30 protein-coding genes and 1 pseudogene are annotated in these 17,673 nt (G+C 42.8%); 1 reads left to right on the forward strand and 30 read right to left on the reverse strand.

The features are described 5' to 3' along the window. Nucleotides 1-77 precede the first annotated feature (77 nt). The 30 genes and pseudogenes from AMD27_RS13940 to AMD27_RS14085 all read right to left on the reverse strand — a co-directional run bounded on the left by AMD27_RS13940 (nucleotide 78) and on the right by AMD27_RS14085 (nucleotide 16,314). Nucleotides 78-1,568 (reverse strand): flavin-containing monooxygenase, encoded by a 1,491-nt coding sequence (locus tag AMD27_RS13940; protein ID WP_067661600.1) that lies wholly within the window; start codon nucleotides 1,566-1,568, stop codon nucleotides 78-80. Between the two features lie 186 nt (nucleotides 1,569-1,754). Next, nucleotides 1,755-2,120: a 50S ribosomal protein L17 gene (rplQ, locus tag AMD27_RS13945; RefSeq protein WP_067661602.1), complete on the reverse strand. Its 366-nt coding sequence runs from the start codon at nucleotides 2,118-2,120 to the stop codon at nucleotides 1,755-1,757. A gap of 18 nt (nucleotides 2,121-2,138) precedes the next feature. Next, nucleotides 2,139-3,146 (reverse strand): DNA-directed RNA polymerase subunit alpha, encoded by a 1,008-nt coding sequence (locus AMD27_RS13950; RefSeq protein WP_067661604.1) that lies wholly within the window; start codon nucleotides 3,144-3,146, stop codon nucleotides 2,139-2,141. 17 nt (nucleotides 3,147-3,163) lie between these two features. Next, the gene (rpsD, locus tag AMD27_RS13955) at nucleotides 3,164-3,790 is read right to left on the reverse strand and encodes a 30S ribosomal protein S4 (protein WP_067661606.1); all 627 of its coding nucleotides are present in this window, start codon (nucleotides 3,788-3,790) and stop codon (nucleotides 3,164-3,166) included. Between the two features lie 12 nt (nucleotides 3,791-3,802). After that, a complete protein-coding gene (gene rpsK, locus AMD27_RS13960; RefSeq protein WP_004281491.1) occupies nucleotides 3,803-4,189 on the reverse strand; it encodes a 30S ribosomal protein S11 in 387 nt (128 codons plus the stop codon). A gap of 19 nt (nucleotides 4,190-4,208) precedes the next feature. Continuing rightward, nucleotides 4,209-4,565: a 30S ribosomal protein S13 gene (gene rpsM, locus AMD27_RS13965; RefSeq protein WP_067661608.1), complete on the reverse strand. Its 357-nt coding sequence runs from the start codon at nucleotides 4,563-4,565 to the stop codon at nucleotides 4,209-4,211. 105 nt (nucleotides 4,566-4,670) lie between these two features. After that, complete coding sequence (gene rpmJ / locus AMD27_RS13970) at nucleotides 4,671-4,787, reverse strand: 50S ribosomal protein L36 (protein WP_039619814.1); 117 nt, start codon at nucleotides 4,785-4,787, stop codon at nucleotides 4,671-4,673. 20 nt (nucleotides 4,788-4,807) lie between these two features. Next, nucleotides 4,808-6,127 (reverse strand): preprotein translocase subunit SecY, encoded by a 1,320-nt coding sequence (secY, locus tag AMD27_RS13975; protein ID WP_171254865.1) that lies wholly within the window; start codon nucleotides 6,125-6,127, stop codon nucleotides 4,808-4,810. A 45-nt stretch (nucleotides 6,128-6,172) separates the two neighbouring features. Next, nucleotides 6,173-6,613: a 50S ribosomal protein L15 gene (gene rplO, locus AMD27_RS13980; RefSeq protein WP_067661613.1), complete on the reverse strand. Its 441-nt coding sequence runs from the start codon at nucleotides 6,611-6,613 to the stop codon at nucleotides 6,173-6,175. Nucleotides 6,614-6,616: 3 nt separating this feature from the next. Next, nucleotides 6,617-6,793: a 50S ribosomal protein L30 gene (gene rpmD / locus AMD27_RS13985; RefSeq protein WP_067661615.1), complete on the reverse strand. Its 177-nt coding sequence runs from the start codon at nucleotides 6,791-6,793 to the stop codon at nucleotides 6,617-6,619. A gap of 6 nt (nucleotides 6,794-6,799) precedes the next feature. Beyond that, a complete protein-coding gene (gene rpsE, locus AMD27_RS13990; RefSeq protein ID WP_067661617.1) occupies nucleotides 6,800-7,297 on the reverse strand; it encodes a 30S ribosomal protein S5 in 498 nt (165 codons plus the stop codon). Between the two features lie 2 nt (nucleotides 7,298-7,299). Then, nucleotides 7,300-7,650, reverse strand: a complete 351-nt coding sequence (gene rplR, locus AMD27_RS13995) for a 50S ribosomal protein L18 (protein WP_067661622.1) — start codon at nucleotides 7,648-7,650, stop codon at nucleotides 7,300-7,302. A gap of 14 nt (nucleotides 7,651-7,664) precedes the next feature. Beyond that, a complete protein-coding gene (rplF, locus tag AMD27_RS14000; RefSeq protein WP_067661624.1) occupies nucleotides 7,665-8,198 on the reverse strand; it encodes a 50S ribosomal protein L6 in 534 nt (177 codons plus the stop codon). A gap of 13 nt (nucleotides 8,199-8,211) precedes the next feature. Continuing rightward, a complete protein-coding gene (gene rpsH, locus AMD27_RS14005) occupies nucleotides 8,212-8,607 on the reverse strand; it encodes a 30S ribosomal protein S8 (RefSeq protein WP_067661626.1) in 396 nt (131 codons plus the stop codon). Between the two features lie 11 nt (nucleotides 8,608-8,618). Next, entirely contained in the window at nucleotides 8,619-8,924 is a 306-nt protein-coding gene (rpsN, locus tag AMD27_RS14010; RefSeq protein WP_067661628.1) for a 30S ribosomal protein S14, read from the reverse strand. 9 nt (nucleotides 8,925-8,933) lie between these two features. Continuing rightward, nucleotides 8,934-9,470, reverse strand: a complete 537-nt coding sequence (rplE, locus tag AMD27_RS14015; protein ID WP_067661630.1) for a 50S ribosomal protein L5 — start codon at nucleotides 9,468-9,470, stop codon at nucleotides 8,934-8,936. Nucleotides 9,471-9,486: 16 nt separating this feature from the next. Continuing rightward, entirely contained in the window at nucleotides 9,487-9,804 is a 318-nt protein-coding gene (gene rplX, locus AMD27_RS14020; RefSeq protein WP_067661632.1) for a 50S ribosomal protein L24, read from the reverse strand. A gap of 11 nt (nucleotides 9,805-9,815) precedes the next feature. After that, entirely contained in the window at nucleotides 9,816-10,184 is a 369-nt protein-coding gene (rplN, locus tag AMD27_RS14025) for a 50S ribosomal protein L14 (protein WP_067661634.1), read from the reverse strand. 92 nt (nucleotides 10,185-10,276) lie between these two features. After that, a complete protein-coding gene (gene rpsQ / locus AMD27_RS14030) occupies nucleotides 10,277-10,534 on the reverse strand; it encodes a 30S ribosomal protein S17 (protein WP_067661636.1) in 258 nt (85 codons plus the stop codon). Next, entirely contained in the window at nucleotides 10,531-10,728 is a 198-nt protein-coding gene (gene rpmC / locus AMD27_RS14035; protein WP_067661638.1) for a 50S ribosomal protein L29, read from the reverse strand. The genes rpsQ and rpmC overlap by 4 nt, the downstream gene beginning before the upstream one ends. Next, nucleotides 10,728-11,141: a 50S ribosomal protein L16 gene (rplP, locus tag AMD27_RS14040; protein ID WP_067661640.1), complete on the reverse strand. Its 414-nt coding sequence runs from the start codon at nucleotides 11,139-11,141 to the stop codon at nucleotides 10,728-10,730. Before rplP ends, rpmC begins: the two co-directional genes overlap by 1 nt. Next, a pseudogene (gene rpsC, locus AMD27_RS14045) lies at nucleotides 11,081-11,897 on the reverse strand (30S ribosomal protein S3). The gene rplP and the pseudogene rpsC overlap by 61 nt, the downstream one beginning before the upstream one ends. Before the next feature lies 1 nt (nucleotide 11,898). Next, complete coding sequence (gene rplV / locus AMD27_RS14050) at nucleotides 11,899-12,228, reverse strand: 50S ribosomal protein L22 (RefSeq protein ID WP_067661644.1); 330 nt, start codon at nucleotides 12,226-12,228, stop codon at nucleotides 11,899-11,901. A 9-nt stretch (nucleotides 12,229-12,237) separates the two neighbouring features. Then, nucleotides 12,238-12,513 carry a 30S ribosomal protein S19 gene (gene rpsS / locus AMD27_RS14055; protein WP_004281508.1) on the reverse strand — a complete coding sequence of 92 codons (276 nt, stop codon included), beginning with the start codon at nucleotides 12,511-12,513 and terminating at the stop codon, nucleotides 12,238-12,240. Nucleotides 12,514-12,532: 19 nt separating this feature from the next. Continuing rightward, the gene (gene rplB / locus AMD27_RS14060) at nucleotides 12,533-13,357 is read right to left on the reverse strand and encodes a 50S ribosomal protein L2 (protein WP_067661646.1); all 825 of its coding nucleotides are present in this window, start codon (nucleotides 13,355-13,357) and stop codon (nucleotides 12,533-12,535) included. A gap of 11 nt (nucleotides 13,358-13,368) precedes the next feature. Continuing rightward, nucleotides 13,369-13,689: a 50S ribosomal protein L23 gene (rplW, locus tag AMD27_RS14065; RefSeq protein WP_067661648.1), complete on the reverse strand. Its 321-nt coding sequence runs from the start codon at nucleotides 13,687-13,689 to the stop codon at nucleotides 13,369-13,371. Further along, on the reverse strand, nucleotides 13,686-14,288 hold the full coding sequence (rplD, locus tag AMD27_RS14070; protein ID WP_067661650.1) for a 50S ribosomal protein L4: 603 nt from the start codon (nucleotides 14,286-14,288) through the stop codon (nucleotides 13,686-13,688). The genes rplW and rplD overlap by 4 nt, the downstream gene beginning before the upstream one ends. A gap of 11 nt (nucleotides 14,289-14,299) precedes the next feature. Beyond that, nucleotides 14,300-14,938: a 50S ribosomal protein L3 gene (rplC, locus tag AMD27_RS14075; protein ID WP_067661652.1), complete on the reverse strand. Its 639-nt coding sequence runs from the start codon at nucleotides 14,936-14,938 to the stop codon at nucleotides 14,300-14,302. 62 nt (nucleotides 14,939-15,000) lie between these two features. Continuing rightward, nucleotides 15,001-15,312 (reverse strand): 30S ribosomal protein S10, encoded by a 312-nt coding sequence (gene rpsJ / locus AMD27_RS14080; protein WP_004725677.1) that lies wholly within the window; start codon nucleotides 15,310-15,312, stop codon nucleotides 15,001-15,003. Nucleotides 15,313-15,585: 273 nt separating this feature from the next. Beyond that, a complete protein-coding gene (locus AMD27_RS14085; RefSeq protein ID WP_067661654.1) occupies nucleotides 15,586-16,314 on the reverse strand; it encodes a type 1 glutamine amidotransferase in 729 nt (242 codons plus the stop codon). Between the two features lie 152 nt (nucleotides 16,315-16,466). On the opposite strand from AMD27_RS14085, the gene AMD27_RS14090 reads away from it, so the two are divergent. After that, nucleotides 16,467-17,669 carry a PLP-dependent transferase gene (locus AMD27_RS14090; protein ID WP_067661656.1) on the forward strand — a complete coding sequence of 401 codons (1,203 nt, stop codon included), beginning with the start codon at nucleotides 16,467-16,469 and terminating at the stop codon, nucleotides 17,667-17,669. Nucleotides 17,670-17,673: the final 4 nt, after the last annotated feature.

Genomic DNA, 17,673 nt, shown 5'->3' on the forward strand with positions numbered 1-17,673 from the left:
AACGCAGTTTAGATTCATGATATCAAAGACATAAAAAAGGAGCGAAAAGCTCCTTTTTTATAGAGATAGAAAATAGATTAAGAAACCAGTTTCGGTTTACGCTCTGCGTGCTTTTCTAGTTTAGAAAACTTTAAAACCCCATCACTAAATTTAGCATTTTTAAGGTCTTTACGATCTGTTAGATAATTATGGGTTGCCATCCAAGGGGCTTTACTGCCCTGTTTAGGCAATTGATCAGCAGCACGAGCAATATAGCCCGAGCTCATTTCACCCATGACTGTTTCATTTAAAATAGCGGAATGATCAGTTGGTGCAATCACTTCATCAAAACCATTTTTGTCCATATATTTGAACAAACGACAAATATAATCTGCAACAACATCGACTTTCAGTGTCCAAGATGCATTGACGTAACCTATAACCATCGCCATGTTGGGCACGTCACTGACCATCACGCCGTTATACAACATGTGCTCAGAGGTTTTTAAAGGCTTCCCATCTACAGATGCTTTAATTCCACCCATGATCTGAATTTCAAGACCCGTTGCAGAAACAATAATATCCGCATCCAAATGCTGGCCCGATTTAAGCTGAATACCTGTTTCCGTAAATTTTTCAATATGATCAGTTTCAATACTGGCTTGACCAGAGCGCAAAGTTTTAAATAAGTCCCCATCTGGAACGACACACAAACGCTGATCCCATGGATCATAACTTGGAGTAAAGTGCTTCATATCCACTTTACCCTTCAATTGCACTTCTACAGACTTGAGCAACAAACGTCGCACTAACTTTGGCTGACTTTTCGACAACGCAAAAATCGCACGTTGCATCCCAATGTTTCGAGCGCGGGTAAATTTATAGGCCATGTCTTCAGACATAAATTTACGGGTCTTATTATAAACAAAGTCAATTGAAGGCACAGAAGCAATATAGGTTGGAGAGCGTTGTAACATCGTCACATGCCCTACACCACTTTTTGCCAATGCTGGCACCAACGTAATTGCAGTCGCACCACTGCCAATAATCACGACTTTCTTGCCTGCATAATCTAAATTTTCAGGCCAAAATTGTGGATGAATGATTTGACCTTTAAAGGCATCTTGATTGGGGAAATCTGGCTGGAAACCTTGATCATAATTATAGTAACCCGTACAACCTACGACAAAATTTGCAATCCAGGTCTGTGCCTTCTGCTCCGCATTTTCAATTTGCACAACCCATTTTTTTATAGATGAATCGTAGTTTGCAGAGAGTACACGGTGTTCAAAATGAATCTTGTCTTTTATTTTATATTGGTCGACTACTTCACCTAGATAACCTTTAATCGAGGCGCCATCAGCCAGTACATTGGCTTTTTGCCAAGGTTTAAAATTATAACCAAAGGTCGACATGTCAGAATCTGAGCGTATACCGGGGTATTTAAAGAAATCCCAAGTACCGCCATAACTCTTACGACGTTCAATAATCTCGAATTGACGATTTGGATTATTTTTAGATAAATGCGCAGCAATACCTATTCCTGAGATACCTGCACCAACAATGAGAATATCAACGTGCTTTTCCATTTCTTTTTATAACCTGTTATTTGTACCATTTTATTTAAGCACATTTCTGACAATACACAATGTCAAGTTTCAAAATTTCCTGTTTTTTTTATATCATTTCGGGTCATATTGCATTTTTGTCAGACAATAAAAAAGGTCGGTTAAAATAACCGACCTTTTATGAACAACTGAAGCTGTTCTTGCGAATTATTTAACTTCGCGATCTACTAGCTCAACGTAAGCCATCGGTGCAGCATCACCTGCACGGAAGCCCGCTTTAAGAACACGTAGATAGCCGCCGTTACGTTCTTTATAACGAGGGCCTAGAACTGTAAATAATTTACCTACAGTTACAGCTGAACGAGTACGAGCAAACGCCAAACGACGGTTTGCTACAGAATCGACTTTAGCTAAAGTGATTAAAGGCTCAGCAACACGACGTAATTCTTTTGCTTTAGGAACAGTTGTTTTAATTAACTCATGTTCGAACAAAGAATTAGCCATGTTTTGGAACATCGCTTTACGATGACTGCTTGTACGGCCTAATTTCACACCACTATTACGATGACGCATGGTGATAGTCCTACTTAATTAACGACTACGATAAGCAAAGCGATCGTCCATGCGGAGGCTAGCCGGTGGCCAGTTCTCTAAACGCATGCCCAATTGCAAGCCTTTCGATGCCAGAACATCTTTAATCTCAGTCAACGATTTTTTACCTAAGTTAGGAGTTTTTAACAACTCAACTTCAGTACGTTGTACAAGATCACCGATGTAGTAAATATTTTCTGCTTTCAAACAGTTAGCAGAACGAACAGTAAGCTCTAGATCATCTACTGGACGAAGCAAGATTGGATCAACTTCTTCACGAGGTTCTTGAGCAACTGGCGCTTGATCTTTCTGAAGATCAACAAAAATTGCAATTTGTTGTTGCAAGATTGTTGCCGCTTTACGGATTGCTTCTTCTGGATCTACAGTACCATTTGTTTCAAGATCAATGACCAACTTGTCAAGATCCGTACGCTGTTCTACACGAGCGTTTTCCACTGTGTAAGACACACGTTTGATTGGGCTATAAGATGCATCTAACTGTAAACGACCCACTGGGCGAGTTTCGCCTTCTGGGAAGCGTGAGTCAGAAGTCTCGTAACCACGGCCTTGAACAACTTTCAAGCGCATTTTTAATGAGCCTGATGCACTTAACGTGCCGATCAAATGTTCAGGGTTAATCACTTCAACGTTATGCGGTAAACGAAGGTCAGCTGCTGTTACGTCACCTGCCCCTTGTTTTTCCAACGTCAAATATGCTTCATTTTGATCGAACAGCTTAATAGACAATCCTTTAAGGTTCAGCAAGAGCTCGACGATGTCCTGCTGCAAGCCTTCTAAAGTACTGTACTCGTGCTCGACGCCTTCAATCTCAACTTCAACCACAGCAGCGCCAGGTAAAGATGAAAGAAGAATGCGACGTAAAGCATTACCTAGAGTATGACCAAAGCCACGCTCTAATGGTTCTAGAATCACTTTTGCCGAGGTCCCGCTTGCCGCTTCGACCTTGATCGCTTGCGGAGTGAGAAACTCGTTTGCAGTACGCGTCATTATTGCTACCTCAAGGATTATTTAGAATACAATTCAACAATCAAGCTTTCGTTGATTTCAGCAGGTAAATCAGAACGATCTGGTGCAGATTTGAATGTACCTTCCAACTTAGTATGGTCAATTTCCATCCAAGCAGGAGTTCCACGCTGAGCAGCTAATTCAATTGCGTTTTTAATACGTAATTGAGATTTAGAGCTCTCATGTACTGCAATCACATCGCCCGCTTTAACTTGAATAGACGCGATGTTAACACGACGACCATTCAAAGTAATGCTACGGTGAGATACAAGCTGACGAGCTTCTGCACGTGTAGAACCAAAGCCCATGCGATAAACAACGTTATCAATACGGCTTTCAAGCAATTTCAACAAGTTTTCACCTGTTGCGCCTTTAACACGAGCAGCTTCTTTGTAGTAGTTACTAAATTGACGTTCTAACACACCGTACATACGACGTACTTTTTGTTTTTCACGTAATTGTAGTGAGTACTCAGATTGTTTACTACCACGAGCTCCACCGTGTTGGCCAGGAGCTTTCGCATGTTTTTTTGTCTTAACATCAAACGGTTTAACGCCTGATTTAAGTTGCAGGTCTGTCCCTTCGCGGCGAGAGAGTTTGCATTTTGGACCAATATAACGAGCCATGAATGATTCTCCTTAGACGCGACGTTTTTTAGGTGGACGGCAACCGTTGTGCGGGATTGGCGTCACATCGGTAATGCTGTTAATTTTATAACCCACTGCACCTAAAGCACGAACCGCAGATTCACGACCAGGACCAGGACCTTTTACAAGGACGTCCAAGTTTTTCAAACCGTAGTCTAAAGCAGCTTTACCAGCAACTTCAGCAGCTACCTGAGCAGCAAACGGAGTTGATTTACGTGATCCACGGAAGCCTTGTCCACCAGAGGTAGCCCAAGCCAGTGCATTACCTTGACGATCGGTAATAGTCACAATGGTGTTATTAAAAGAAGCGTGAATGTGTGCAACACCTTCAGAGACGGTACGAGTGACCTTCTTGCGTGCGCGAGTATCTTTAGCCATCTTTTAGCTTCCAGAAATCTTATTTCTTAATAGGTTTGCGCGGACCTTTACGGGTACGTGCGTTAGTTTTGGTGCGTTGTCCGCGGACAGGCAAGCTGCGACGATGACGAAGACCACGATAGCAGCCTAAATCCATTAAACGTTTAATGTTCATGGAAATTTCGCGACGTAAATCACCTTCGGTCGGAACCTTAGCAATTTCTGCACGAATCGCATCAAGCTGAGCGTCATCCAATTCACGAATCTTTGTTGTTGTAGCGATACCAACAGCTGCTAAAACGTTCTTAGCAGTATGACGACCGATACCAAAGATATACGTAAGAGAGATAACAGCATGCTTGTTATCCGGAATGTTTACACCGGCAATACGAGCCATTCACTTTCTCCAAAAAGGCGGTAGAGATAATCAACCGCCCGACAAAATCTTGAGGGGCGGATAATAACCTAATTAGCCTACTGAAATCAACAGGTCTTGATCAGATTAACCTTGACGCTGCTTATGACGAGGTTCAGCGCTACAAATCACGCGGATAACCCCATTACGACGGATAACTTTACAGTTACCACAAATTTTCTTAACAGAAGCTTGAACTTTCATGATGAAACCTCTAAGTGCGCTTATCCCTTCGGATGAGCAGTCGTTTTACTCATTAGCGTTTGATTATCATATTGACGAGAGGTCAGATGGGCTTGTAGCTGAGCCATAAAGTCCATCACAACAACAACCACAATCAATAATGATGTTCCACCCAAGTGGAATGGAATACCAAAAGAACTTTGCAGTACCATCGGCATCAAACATACGACTGTAATATAAATCGCGCCAATAAAAGTCAAACGACTAAGAATATGATCTAAATAACGAGCAGTTTGCTCACCTGGGCGAATACCAGGTACATAAGCTCCACTGCGTTTTAAGTTTTCTGAAACTTCTTTAGGACTGAAAACCAGTGCCGTATAGAAATAACAGAAGAAAATAATTAACGCACCAAAGAGCACCAAATACAACGGTTGTCCAGGCGATAAAACTAATGCCAAATCTTGTAGTGTACGCTTTACAATTCCTGCACTTGGATCAGAACTGCCCAACCATTGACCTAAACTTGCAGGGAATAAAAGCAATGAACTTGCGAAAATTGCTGGAATTACCCCTGCCATGTTAATTTTCAATGGCAAGTGAGTTTGTTGTGCAGTGAATACTCGGCGACCTTGCTGCTTTTGAGCATAGTTAACAGGTATGCGACGTTGTGCCTTTTCAATAAACACAATAGCTGCTAAAACAGCCAAAGATAATAATCCAAATATAGCGATTCCAATCAGGCTAGACTGACCATTTTCCACAAGGGTAAATGATTGTACAACCATGCCTGGTAAGCCCGCCACGATTCCTGCAAAAATGATCATCGAGATCCCATTACCAACACCACGTTCGGTAATTTGCTCGCCTAACCACATTAAAAACATGGTACCTGCAACTAACGAGGTTAGTGCTGGAATGAAAAATGCTAAACCTGAAGTAAAGGTAATCCCTTGACTGATCAGACCCGCACACATTCCGATACCTTGCACAATTGCAAGAAACAACGTGCCGTAGCGCGTGTATTGGTTAATCTTACGTTTACCCTGCTCGCCTTCTTTCTTTAATGCTTCCAGCGAAGGAACCACCGTAGACATCAACTGCACGATAATCGAAGCAGAGATATACGGCATAATCCCTAACGCAAGAATGGACATTCGTTCCAATGCCCCGCCAGAGAACATATTAAACAAACCAAGGAAAGTTCCTTCGTTTGCATTAAAAAAACGTTCTAAAGCGACATTATCAATACCTGGCAGCGGAATATGCGCTCCTAGTCGAAAGACAACCAATGCGCCAACTAAGAACATTAATCGACGAATTATTTCACGGTATTTCACATGAAATGGCTGACCTTTCATCATGTTAACATGACCTGTAGAACTAGGAGACATAGACACTCGCAATTACTCCTCGACTTTACCGCCAGCTGCTTCTAGAGCAACTTTAGCGCCTTTAGTCAATGCAACACCTTGAACAGTGAATGCACGAGTGATTTCACCAGAAAGAACGATACGCGCACGAATCATATCTTTACGTACAACGTTAGCAGCTTTTAAAGTTTCAAGAGAAACTATATCGCCTTCAACTTTAGAAAGTTCTGACAAACGTACTTCAGCAGTTTTCAAAGCCAATTGGCTAGTGAAACCGAATTTAGGTAAACGACGATATAACGCAGTTTGACCGCCTTCGAAGCCTGGACGTGTACCACCACTTTTACGTGATTTTTGACCTTTGTGACCACGGCCACCTGTCTTACCAACGCCAGAACCAATACCACGGCCGAGACGAAGATTATCACGTTTAGCACCTTCAGCAGGCGCTAGTTCATTTAAACGCAGAGTCATGGCTTACTCCTCTACACTAACCATATAGTAGACTTGGTTGATCATACCACGGTTAGAAGGTGTATCTAGCACTTCTACTGTATGACCAATACGACGCAGACCTAAACCTTTCAAGCTCAGTTTATGATTTTTCAAACGATGAGCAGAAGATTTAGTCTGGGTAACTTTAATCGTTTTCATGATTGATTACCCTTGAATTTGTGCTACAGACAACCCGCGTTTCGCAGCGACTTTCTCTGGAGAAGTCATATCACGCAAACCTTTAAAAGTTGCGTTAACTACGTTAGCAGCGTTTGTAGAACCATAGCATTTTGTCAATACGTTATGTACGCCAACAGCTTCTAGAACTGCACGCATAGCACCACCAGCAATTACACCAGTACCTTCAGAAGCAGGCTGCATGTAAACGCGGCTTGCACCGTGACGAGCATTAATAGGGTGTTGTACAGTACCGTTAACAAGATCAACAGTAATCATGTTACGACGAGCAGCTTCAAGTGCTTTAGCAATAGCAGCTGGAACTTCACGCGCTTTACCACGACCAAAACCGACGCGACCATTACCATCACCCACAACAGTTAATGCTGTGAAAGAGAAGATACGACCACCCTTAACAACTTTGGCTACACGATCAACGGCAACCAGCTTTTCAACAAGACCTTCGTTTTGTTCAACTTTAGCCATGATTAGAACTCCAAGCCGTTTTCACGAGCAGCATCAGCCAAGGCTTTGATACGACCATGATATTTAAAACCAGAACGGTCAAAAGCAACTTTAGTTACGCCAGCTGCTACCGCACGCTCTGCGATTAAAGCACCAACTTTAGTAGCTGCGTCTACGTTACCGGTCGAACCGCTACGTAAAGATGCATCTAAAGTAGAAGCTTGCGCTAATACTTTGCCACCATCTGCTGATATTACTTGAGCATAGATGTGACGCGGAGTGCGGTTTACACACAAACGAGTCGCACCCAATGCACGGATGTGCAAGCGTGTGCTTTTCGCACGACGCAAACGGGTTTGTTTCTTTTCGTTCATAAGAACCTCGCGCCTTATTTCTTCTTAGCTTCTTTACGAAGAACAACTTCATCCGAATAACGAACACCTTTACCTTTATACGGCTCTGGCTCACGATAAGAACGGATATTTGCAGCTGCCTGACCCAACAAATGTTTGCTTGCTGATTTCAATACGATTTCAGTAGCAGTTGGAGTTTCAGCAGTTACACCTTCAGGAAGTTTATAATCGATTGGATGTGAATAACCTAGGTTAAGGTGAACAACATCACCTTTAACTGCAGCTTTATAACCAACACCGATTAGTTGTAACTTACGTTCGAAGCCTTCACTAACACCTTTTACAAGGTTATTAAGAACAGCGCGAGCGGTACCAGCTTGCATCCAAGCGTCTTTCGACTCTTTTACTGGAGCAATCTGAAGTGTACCTTCTTCCTGTTTTAACTCGACCAGCGCATGCAGGCTGAAAGACAATGTACCTTTAGTGCCTTTCACTTCGACCTGCCGGCCGTTCTGAGTAACTGTTACACCGTTAGGTACAGTTACTGGGGCTTTAGCCACACGAGACATGAGGAATCACCTATTAAGAAACAAAAGCAATAACTTCACCACCGATGCCCGCAGCACGTGCAGCGCGATCAGTCATGATGCCTTTGCTTGTAGAAACAATTGCAATACCTAAACCTTGCTTAACGCTTGGAAGTGCATCTTTACCGCGATACTGACGTAGACCTGGACGGCTTACGCGTTTCACAGTTTCAATAACTGGTTTGCCTTCGAAATACTTTAAAGTAATTGTCAAAGTAGGTTTGCCGTCATTTGCAGCGACCTCTACATTTGAAACATAACCTTCAGATTGAAGTACGCTAGCGATAGCTACTTTCAACTTCGAGTTAGGCATAGAAACAGTTTGTTTCTTCGCCATTTGTGCGTTACGAACACGTGTTAACATGTCGGCAACGGTATCTTGCATACTCATCTAGTCGCTCCTTACCAGCTTGCCTTAACAACGCCCGGTACATCACCTTGCATTACTTTTTCACGTAATTTGTTACGACCTAAGCCGAACTTACGGAAGTAACCATGAGGACGACCAGTTAAACCACAACGGTTACGAAGACGTACTGGAGACGCATTACGTGGTAATGCTTGAAATTTCATCATCGCTTCGAAACGTTCTTCGTCTGAAGCATTTACGTTTGCAATAATCGCTTTTAATTCAGCGCGTTTTGCAGCGTATTTAGCAACAGTAGCTTCGCGTTTCAATTCGCGATTAATCATACCTTTCTTAGCCATATCGACCTCTTATTTAAACGGGAAGCCGAATGCACGCATTAGCGCACGGCCTTCGTCATCGGTGCGAGCAGTCGTAGTAACGGTAATATCCATACCACGAATACGATCAATCTTATCAAAGTCGATTTCAGGGAACATGATCTGTTCCTTTAAACCCATTGAATAGTTACCACGGCCATCGAATGATTTCGCAGAAAAACCGCGGAAGTCACGAATACGAGGGATCGCGATAGAGATCAAACGGTCTAAGAATTCGTACATACGTTCGCCGCGTAAAGTCACTTTACAACCAATCGGCCAACCATCACGGATTTTGAAACCAGCAATAGATTTGCGAGCTAAAGTAAGAACTGGTTTTTGACCAGCAATTGCTTGCATGTCCGCAAGAGCGCCATCTAACAATTTCTTGTCAGCTGATGCAGCACCAACACCCATGTTGATGGTAATTTTTGTAATGCGTGGAATTTCCATCACATTCTTAACGCCCAAAGTTTCAAGTAACTGAGCTTTAAGTTCGTCGTTATAACGTGTTTTAAGTCTGGCCATAGCCTAATTCAACCTATTACTTCGCTACCGCCACTGATTCACCAGTTGACTTAAAGATGCGAGTTTTCACGCCTTCAGTTACTTGGTAACCAACACGGTCAGCCTTTTGGGTTGCAGCATTAAAGATTGCCACGTTTGAGATATGAAGCGTCGCTTCTTGTGTAACGATAGCGCCTTCAGCACCCGTTGCACGATTCGGCTTCTGATGCTTCTTCACCAAGTTCAAGCCTTCAACAAGAACACGGTCAGTAGAAACAGACAAAACAGTACCCTGTTTGCCTTTTTCTTTACCTGCGATCACAATTACTTGATCGCCTTTTTTAATCTTAGCCATGATTGCCTCTATTATAGAACTTCAGGAGCCAATGAAATGATTTTCATGAACTGTTCAGTACGAAGTTCACGAGTCACTGGTCCGAAAATACGAGTTGCAATCGGTGCTTTGTTGGTGTTCAAGATAACAGCAGCATTATCATCAAAACGGATCACAGAACCATCTGAACGACGAATACCGAATTTCGTACGAACCACAACTGCATTCATCACGTCGCCTTTTTTAACACGGCCACGCGGAATAGCTTCTTTTACAGTAACTTTAATAATGTCGCCAACAGAAGCATAACGACGATGTGAGCCACCAAGTACTTTAATACATTGTACGCGGCGAGCACCACTGTTGTCTGCTACGTCGAGCATACTTTCGGTTTGAATCATTGCCCTACTCCAAAACCGAGCAACACCGGTCGAAATTTCGAAAGGCTCAAAGAGTACTCGAAATTGACCGATGATGCAACAGAAACGTCTAATTACTCAGCAGCTGCTTCAATTACTTCAACTAATGTCCAAGACTTAGTTTTAGAGATTGGGCGGCTTTCTTTGATTGTTACAACATCGCCAGTTTTAGCTGTGTTGTTTTCATCATGAGCGTGTAATTTTGTTGAACGGCGGATTGATTTGCCATACAACGGATGTTGAACGCGGCGTTCGATAAGAACAACAATAGATTTCTCCATTTTGTCACTTACTACTTTACCTGTTAACGTGCGAACTGTTTGCTCACTCATTGTGCGCTCCCCTGTTTTTCGGTAAGGAGGGTCTTGATACGAGCAATTGTCTTACGAGTAACAGCAACTTCGTGCGATTTACCCAATTGACCAGTTGCTTTAGCCATACGAAGACGGAATTGGTTAAGCTGTTGCTCATCAAGCAAAGCTGTCAATTCTTCTACCGACTTTTCACGTAGATCTTTAATATTCATTACATTACCGTCCGAGTCACGATAGCGGTTTTGAACGGAAGTTTAGCAGCCGCAAGCGTGAACGCTTCGCGAGCCAATTCTTCGTTAACACCATCCATTTCGTAAAGGATCTTACCTGGCTTGATTTCGCAAACCCAGTATTCCACTGAACCCTTACCTTTACCCATACGAACTTCTAATGGTTTTTCAGTAATTGGTTTGTCTGGGAACACACGGATAAAGATTTTACCACCACGCTTAACACGACGGCTAATAGTACGACGCGCTGCTTCAATTTGACGTGCAGTCATACGACCACGACTAATTGCTTTAAGAGCGATTGTACCAAAAGATACAGTGCTACCGCGATGCGCTAGACCAGTGTTACGGCCTTTTTGCACTTTACGGAATTTTGTACGTTTAGGTTGCAACATGGATTATTCTCCTTTTTCAGCAGAACGATCATTGCGACGACCACGACGCTCCTGACCTTCACCACGGCCGCGACCACGTTTAGCTGGACGTTCTTCAGCAGGAGCTGGATTCATGACTTGTTTCATGCCACCTAGAATCTCACCACGGAAAACCCATACTTTAACGCCAATCGTACCGTAAGTAGTTTCAGCACGTACAGATGAGTAGTCGATGTCAGCACGAAGTGTATGCAAAGGTACACGACCTTCACGATACCACTCAGTACGAGCAATCTCAGCACCACCTAGACGACCAGAAACTTCAACTTTGATACCTTTTGCACCAGAACGCATAGAGTTCTGTACCGCACGCTTCATAGCACGACGGAACATTACACGTTTTTCTAACTGAGAAGCAATTGCTTCAGCAACTAGACGAGCGTCTAAATCTGGGCGGTCGATTTCGTTGATGCTTACTTGCGCAGGAACACCCATAATAGATGTTAATTCGCGTTGTAGTCTCTCAATGTCTTCGCCTTTTTTACCGATAACGATACCAGGACGCGCAGTGCTAATAGTTACTTTAGCAGCGCCTGTAGGACGTTCGATAAGAATATGGCTGACCATCGCATTCTTAAGTTTTTTGTTCAAAAACTCACGAACTTGAAGATCTTTAAGCAAATATTCAGCATATTGTTTCGGACTCGCATACCAATTAGCGTTATGACGTTTCACAACACCCAGGCGGATACCGATTGGATGAACCTTCTGACCCATATCAAACCCCTACCTTAACGGTGATGTGACAAGTACGCTTAGTAATACGATCTGCACGGCCTTTAGCACGTGGCAAAATACGTTTAAGGCTAGTGCCTTCATCAACGTAAATCGTAGAAACTTTAAGGTCGTCTACATCTAAACTGTTATTATGTTCAGCGTTTGCAATTGCAGATTCCAATGCTTTTTTAACAATTCCTGCAGCTTTCTTGTTGCTGAAAGCAAGAACGTTTAAAGCATGCGCAACAGATTTGCCGCGGATTAGATCTGCAACCAAACGAGCTTTTTGTGCCGAGATAGCGGCACCGCGTAATTTAGCAGTAACTTCCATCATAGCACCTTAACGTTTAGATTTCTTGTCAACACCGTGACCACGATAGGTACGAGTTGGCGCGAATTCACCGAGTTTATGACCAACCATATGTTCAGATACAATCACTGGAACATGGTTACGACCATTATGAACAGAAATTGTTAGACCAACAAAATCTGGGAGGATCATCGAACGACGCGACCAAGTTTTGATCGGCTTACGGTTATTAGCCGCGATAGCCGCTTCAACCTTAGCGAACAAGTGCGCATCGACGAATGGGCCTTTTTTCAGAGAACGAGGCATTGTCAGATTCCTTTACTTGTTACTTAACGCGACGGTCGCGAATGATCATCTTAGTCGTACGCTTATTGGTACGTGTTTTGTACCCTTTAGCTTTTTGACCCCATGGGCTTACAGGTTGAATACCTTTGTTACGCCCTTCACCACCACCATGTGGATGGTCAACTGGGTTCATCGCCATACCACGAACGGTAGGACGAACACCACGCCAGCGAGCTGCACCAGCTTTACCGAGTGAACGAAGGTTGCTTTCTTGGTTAGAAACTTCACCAAGAACTGCACGGCATTCAACGTGAATTTTACGCATTTCGCCTGAACGTAGACGAACAATTGCGTAAGAACCGTCACGACCCAACAACTGAACTGAAGTACCAGCAGAACGAGCGAGTTGCGCGCCTTTACCGATTTTAAGTTCGATGTTGTGAAGAGTAGAACCGATTGGCATGTTACGAAGTGGTAAGCAGTTACCTGGACGAATTGGAGCATCGTTACCAGATTGAACTTTATCACCAGCACGTAGGCCTTTAGGCGCAATAATATAACGACGTTCGCCGTCAGCATACAAAACTAAAGCAATGTGTGCAGTACGGTTAGGATCGTATTCGATACGCTCTACAGTCGCAGGAATACCGTCTTTATTACGTTTAAAGTCAACGATACGGTAGTTTTGTTTATGACCACCACCAACATGACGTGTAGTAATGTGACCGTTGTTATTACGACCACCAGTACGTTTTTTTGCTTCAACCAACGGTGCATAAGGCGCGCCTTTGTGAAGATGGTCGTGAACGACTTTCTCTACAAAGCGACGTCCTGGAGACGTTGGCTTACATTTTTGAATAGGCATAATTCTCGTCCTTATTCCGCTGTGCTTTCAGCGGTATCGCCCAAGTCAGCCATTTCAACATCTTGGCCAGCTTTCAGGGTGACGTATGCTTTTTTAACATCAGAACGGCGTCCTAATGTTTTACCAAAGCGCTTAGTCTTACCTTTAGTGATGGTCGTGTTAACTTTAACAACTTCCACACCAAACAATTGCTCAACTGCTTTTTTGATTTCAAGCTTGTTTGCGTTAATCGCAACTTTAAACACTTGAACACCAGCAGCCTCACCTAAAGCTTGAGCTTTTTCTGAGAATACAGGTCCTTGTAGGACTTGATAGATACGTTCGTTGTTCATCCGAGTTCTACCTCAATTTTCTTAGCAGCAGCTACAGACATAACAACTTTGTCAAACGCAATCAAGCTAACAGGATCGATTGCAGCAGCATCAACCACATCTACATGTGGAATGTTGCGTGCAGCAAGATACAAGTTCTCATCAACAGCATCTGTAACGATCAACGCACGAGTTGCATTTAAGTCGTTAAGTTTTGCAAGCAATTCTTTAGTTTTTGGAGCTTCAACAGAGAACTCTTCAACTAAAACTAAGCGATCTTGACGAACAAGTTCAGCTAGGATGCATTGCATAGCACCGCGGTACATTTTACGGTTTACTTTTTGAGACCAGTCTTGTGGACGAGCAGCAAAAGTTTTACCACCGCCAACCCAGATTGGGCTACGAATAGAACCAGCACGCGCACGGCCAGTACCTTTTTGACGGAATGGCTTACGACCACCACCAGATACTTCACCACGTGATTTTTGAGCTTTAGAACCTTGACGACCACCCGCTAAATAAGCGGTAACAACTTGGTGTACAAGAGCTTCGTTAAACTCACGTCCGAAAGCAACTTCAGACAATTCAACAGCAGAGCCGGAAACAGTATTTAAATTCACGTTATTTCCCCTCAGGCCTTGATCGTAGGACGAACAGTTACGTCACCACCGGTAGCACCAGGAATCGCGCCTTTAACAACAAGAACTGAACGTTCAACGTCGATAGCAATGATTTCAAGACCCTGTGTAGTTACGCGTTCAGCACCTAAATGGCCAGCCATTTTTTTGCCTTTGAATACGCGACCAGGTGTCTGGTTTTGACCAGTAGAACCTAATGAACGGTGAGATAGTGAGTTACCGTGAGTAGCGTCTTGCGTACGGAAATTCCAACGCTTAACACCACCTTGGAAACCCTTACCTTTAGACTGACCAGTTACGTCAACAACTTGACCAACCTGGAACAATTCAACTGTAAGCGTACCACCAACTTCACGACCTTCAAGATCAGCTTCTGTAGCGCGGAATTCTTGAACTAAACGACCTGCAGCAACACCCGCTTTCGCGAAGTGACCTTTAAGCGGGTTAGTTACGCGAGATTCACGACGTTCACCAGTAGTGATTTGAATCGCTTGATAACCATCAGTTTCAAGCGTTTTGATTTGAGTGATGCGGTTTGGATCAACCTCAATCACTGTAACAGGCACAGAAACACCAGCATCTGTAAAGATACGTGTCATACCGCACTTGCGACCGACTAAACCAATAGCCATGTGCATAAACCTCTAAAAAAGCGACTTAATTAACTTATGAAATGTTAATTAACCCGAAAGCCTTAACCCAAAGCGATCTGAACATCAACACCAGCAGCAAGATCCAATTTCATCAATGCATCTACAGTTTTATCTGTAGGTTGAACGATATCGATCAAACGCTTGTAAGTGCGGATTTCATACTGATCACGCGCATCTTTGTTTACATGCGGTGAAGTTAGAACGTTAAAACGTTCGATGCGAGTAGGCATCGGAATAGGACCACAAACTTGTGCGCCAGTACGTTTTGCTGTTTCTACGATCTCTTGAGAAGATTGATCAATTAGACGATGATCAAAAGACTTCAAACGGATACGGATTCTCTGGTTAGACATACCAGTAAACTCCAAGCCAAATATATAAAGAATCACCTCTGACGCATCTCCCCCCACAAAATGAGGCAAGTGTCAAAGGCAGTGAAAATCACTAAGGTCGTGATCGATGCCACGACTGTAACGATCTAAACAACACAACTTAGTTGTTTAGCCCCTAATATTTAAGGGTCGCTCATTATAGCGATTGTTTAACAGTTAAGCAAACCTATTTGTGGTTTTTATTCTATTAATGACAAATTATTTAGAAAGCGATAGTTTAAATTTTAGCCACTGTTATTCCCCCCTTAAAACGTAGTCTATGGCTGAGTTTAAAAGCATATTCCCTGCTTCAAATTGCTCCTTTTTTGATTTTTTGAGAATTTCAATTTGGGGTTTAAACTGTTCTGAAAATTGCTTCTCGTGTTCTTCATTTTTAATAAAATCTTTGAGTACCTTGGGGGTAATTTCGGGATGAAATTGAAAGCCCAACACATTCTCCCCAATTTGGTACATTTGATTAGTACAGGTGTTATTTTCTGCCAAGCGAACCGCGCCTTTGGGAATTTCAAAGGTTTCACTATGCCACTGCATCACTTCAATCTCACTCGGCGGTTGAAAATAGCATGACGCCACCGGAGCGCTTTGCTTAACGGCCGTCCAACCCAACTCTTGTTGTGGATTTCGACTGACATTTGCACCAAGTGCGTGGGCGATCAACTGTCCGCCTAAGCATAGCCCAATCGCAGGCTTACCCTCAGATAAGTAACGCCTAATCCATCTTTTTTCAATTTTGAGCCAAGGAAAATTTGCTTCATCATTGACACTCATTGTACCGCCCATAATGATGAGCAAGTCAACATCTTGAACCTGAGGTAGCGCTTCAATTTCAAGATTCAAATCAAGGGGTAATGCAAAAAATTCAGTGGCACTGATTTGCGCACTTTTTGCTTTTAAATACTCATAACAACTGCCGAATCCTTCACCTGCAATATGCTGAAAATAATGAACTTTTAGATTCTTCATCTCAATTATTCCACTCTTTTATGATACTGGTGCTGTACTTGCAAGAATGAAGCCAAGAGTCATTATTGATTGCTCATTTTAAACAAATCATTGCTTTGAATCGGCTGGATATTATGCTCTCTTATGGGAGTATTTAAAATTTCGAGTCTGCCGTGAAAAACAAACCGCAAACCACTTTAATCCACGCACCACGACAAGCACCACAGTATATTTCCAGTATTCAGCCTCCTGTTTTTCGTGCTTCAACCATTCTATTTAAAGACACTGACGCCTTATTTAATCGTCATTGGACAGATGATTATGATTATAGTTATGGCACACATGGCACACCAACAACTTTTACACTGGGGGATCAAATTGCACAAATTGAAGGCGGCAAATATTGCTTGCTTACACCGAGTGGCTTATCTGCGATTAACTTGGTGAATTCATGTTTTTTAAGCCAAGGCGATGAAGTTTGGGTCTCTGACAATATTTATGGTCCAAATATGGAGCATTTGCGCAATTTAGAGCACAGATATGGGATAGCAGTCAAAATTTACAACAGTATTGACGCAGATAGTTTTAAACCCACAGGTAAAGCCAAGCTGATTTGGCTAGAGGCTGCTGGTTCAGTGACTTTAGAATTTCCAGATTTGATTCGACTGATTGAAAAAGCACAACAAGCCAATGTCTTAACTGCCTTGGATAATACTTGGGGTGCGGGACTTGCCTTCAACGCGTTCGATTTAAATGATCAGCATTTAGGTGTGGATATGACAGTCCATGCCCTGACTAAATACCCAAGCGGTGGCGGTGACATTTTAATGGGTTCAGTGGTTACACGAGATCAAAAATTACATCATCAACTTTATCGCATGCATGCCTTACAAGGTGTCTGTGTATCTGGTGATGATGCTGCACAGGTGCAACGCAGTCTAGCCTCAATGGAACTGCGATATAAGCATCAATCACAAAGCGCGATTCAACTGCTTAACTGGTTAAAACTGCAAAATGAGTTTGCTCAAGTGTTGCATCCTGCTTTATCTGATTCAGCAGGTCATTTGTACTGGAATCAAGTGTGTCAAAATGGACACAGCGCAGGGCTGATCAGTGTGATTTTTAAATCAGATTATGAACTTGCAGATATTCGAACTTTTTGTGATAGTTTAAAATTATTTAAACTGGGTTTTAGTTGGGGCGGCCCATTGAGTCTGGTAATGCTTTATGATTTAAAAGACATGCGTCAGCTTGAGAATGCACATTTGCAAGCGGGATTATTGGTTCGTTTTTGTATAGGACTAGAACATCCAGACGATTTAATTCAAGATATAGAAAATGCATTAAAACAGTTGCCGAAGCAACATCACAAATAAAACA

The sequence above is a fragment of the Acinetobacter sp. TGL-Y2 genome (assembly GCF_001612555.1).
Lineage (GTDB): Bacteria > Pseudomonadota > Gammaproteobacteria > Pseudomonadales > Moraxellaceae > Acinetobacter.

What these genes read in the sequence shown, in the direction of transcription:
- rplE (WP_067661630.1), bottom strand. Translation starts at nt 9,470, where the DNA reads ATGGCCAGACTTAAAACACGTTATAACGACGAACTTAAAGCTCAGTTA.
- rpsD (WP_067661606.1), bottom strand. Translation starts at nt 3,790, where the DNA reads ATGGCTCGTTATATTGGTCCAAAATGCAAACTCTCTCGCCGCGAAGGG.
- rpsH (WP_067661626.1), bottom strand. Translation starts at nt 8,607, where the DNA reads ATGAGTATGCAAGATACCGTTGCCGACATGTTAACACGTGTTCGTAAC.
- rpsK (WP_004281491.1), bottom strand. Translation starts at nt 4,189, where the DNA reads ATGGCTAAAGATACTCGCGCACGCAAGAAGGTCACTCGTACCGTCTCT.
- rpmJ (WP_039619814.1), bottom strand. Translation starts at nt 4,787, where the DNA reads ATGAAAGTTCAAGCTTCTGTTAAGAAAATTTGTGGTAACTGTAAAGTT.
- AMD27_RS14085 (WP_067661654.1), bottom strand. Translation starts at nt 16,314, where the DNA reads ATGAAGAATCTAAAAGTTCATTATTTTCAGCATATTGCAGGTGAAGGA.
- rplV (WP_067661644.1), bottom strand. Translation starts at nt 12,228, where the DNA reads ATGGAAGTTACTGCTAAATTACGCGGTGCCGCTATCTCGGCACAAAAA.
- rpsN (WP_067661628.1), bottom strand. Translation starts at nt 8,924, where the DNA reads ATGGCTAAGAAAGGTATGATTAATCGCGAATTGAAACGCGAAGCTACT.
- rplP (WP_067661640.1), bottom strand. Translation starts at nt 11,141, where the DNA reads ATGTTGCAACCTAAACGTACAAAATTCCGTAAAGTGCAAAAAGGCCGT.
- AMD27_RS13950 (WP_067661604.1), bottom strand. Translation starts at nt 3,146, where the DNA reads ATGACGCGTACTGCAAACGAGTTTCTCACTCCGCAAGCGATCAAGGTC.
- rpsJ (WP_004725677.1), bottom strand. Translation starts at nt 15,312, where the DNA reads ATGTCTAACCAGAGAATCCGTATCCGTTTGAAGTCTTTTGATCATCGT.
- rpsE (WP_067661617.1), bottom strand. Translation starts at nt 7,297, where the DNA reads ATGGCTAAAGTTGAACAAAACGAAGGTCTTGTTGAAAAGCTGGTTGCC.
- rpmD (WP_067661615.1), bottom strand. Translation starts at nt 6,793, where the DNA reads ATGAAAACGATTAAAGTTACCCAGACTAAATCTTCTGCTCATCGTTTG.
- rplO (WP_067661613.1), bottom strand. Translation starts at nt 6,613, where the DNA reads ATGACTCTGCGTTTAAATGAACTAGCGCCTGCTGAAGGTGCTAAACGT.
- rpsQ (WP_067661636.1), bottom strand. Translation starts at nt 10,534, where the DNA reads ATGAGTGAGCAAACAGTTCGCACGTTAACAGGTAAAGTAGTAAGTGAC.
- rpmC (WP_067661638.1), bottom strand. Translation starts at nt 10,728, where the DNA reads ATGAATATTAAAGATCTACGTGAAAAGTCGGTAGAAGAATTGACAGCT.
- secY (WP_171254865.1), bottom strand. Translation starts at nt 6,127, where the DNA reads ATGAAAGGTCAGCCATTTCATGTGAAATACCGTGAAATAATTCGTCGA.
- rplN (WP_067661634.1), bottom strand. Translation starts at nt 10,184, where the DNA reads ATGATTCAAACCGAAAGTATGCTCGACGTAGCAGACAACAGTGGTGCT.
- rplF (WP_067661624.1), bottom strand. Translation starts at nt 8,198, where the DNA reads ATGTCTCGTGTGGCTAAAGCCCCAGTAACTGTACCTAACGGTGTAACA.
- rpsM (WP_067661608.1), bottom strand. Translation starts at nt 4,565, where the DNA reads ATGGCTCGTATTGCCGGTGTAAACATTCCGGATAACAAGCATGCTGTT.
- rpsS (WP_004281508.1), bottom strand. Translation starts at nt 12,513, where the DNA reads ATGCCTCGTTCTCTGAAAAAAGGCCCATTCGTCGATGCGCACTTGTTC.
- rplB (WP_067661646.1), bottom strand. Translation starts at nt 13,357, where the DNA reads ATGCCTATTCAAAAATGTAAGCCAACGTCTCCAGGACGTCGCTTTGTA.
- rplX (WP_067661632.1), bottom strand. Translation starts at nt 9,804, where the DNA reads ATGGCTAAGATTAAAAAAGGCGATCAAGTAATTGTGATCGCAGGTAAA.
- rplW (WP_067661648.1), bottom strand. Translation starts at nt 13,689, where the DNA reads ATGAACAACGAACGTATCTATCAAGTCCTACAAGGACCTGTATTCTCA.
- rplC (WP_067661652.1), bottom strand. Translation starts at nt 14,938, where the DNA reads ATGGCTATTGGTTTAGTCGGTCGCAAGTGCGGTATGACACGTATCTTT.
- AMD27_RS13940 (WP_067661600.1), bottom strand. Translation starts at nt 1,568, where the DNA reads ATGGAAAAGCACGTTGATATTCTCATTGTTGGTGCAGGTATCTCAGGA.
- rplR (WP_067661622.1), bottom strand. Translation starts at nt 7,650, where the DNA reads ATGAACGAAAAGAAACAAACCCGTTTGCGTCGTGCGAAAAGCACACGC.
- rplQ (WP_067661602.1), bottom strand. Translation starts at nt 2,120, where the DNA reads ATGCGTCATCGTAATAGTGGTGTGAAATTAGGCCGTACAAGCAGTCAT.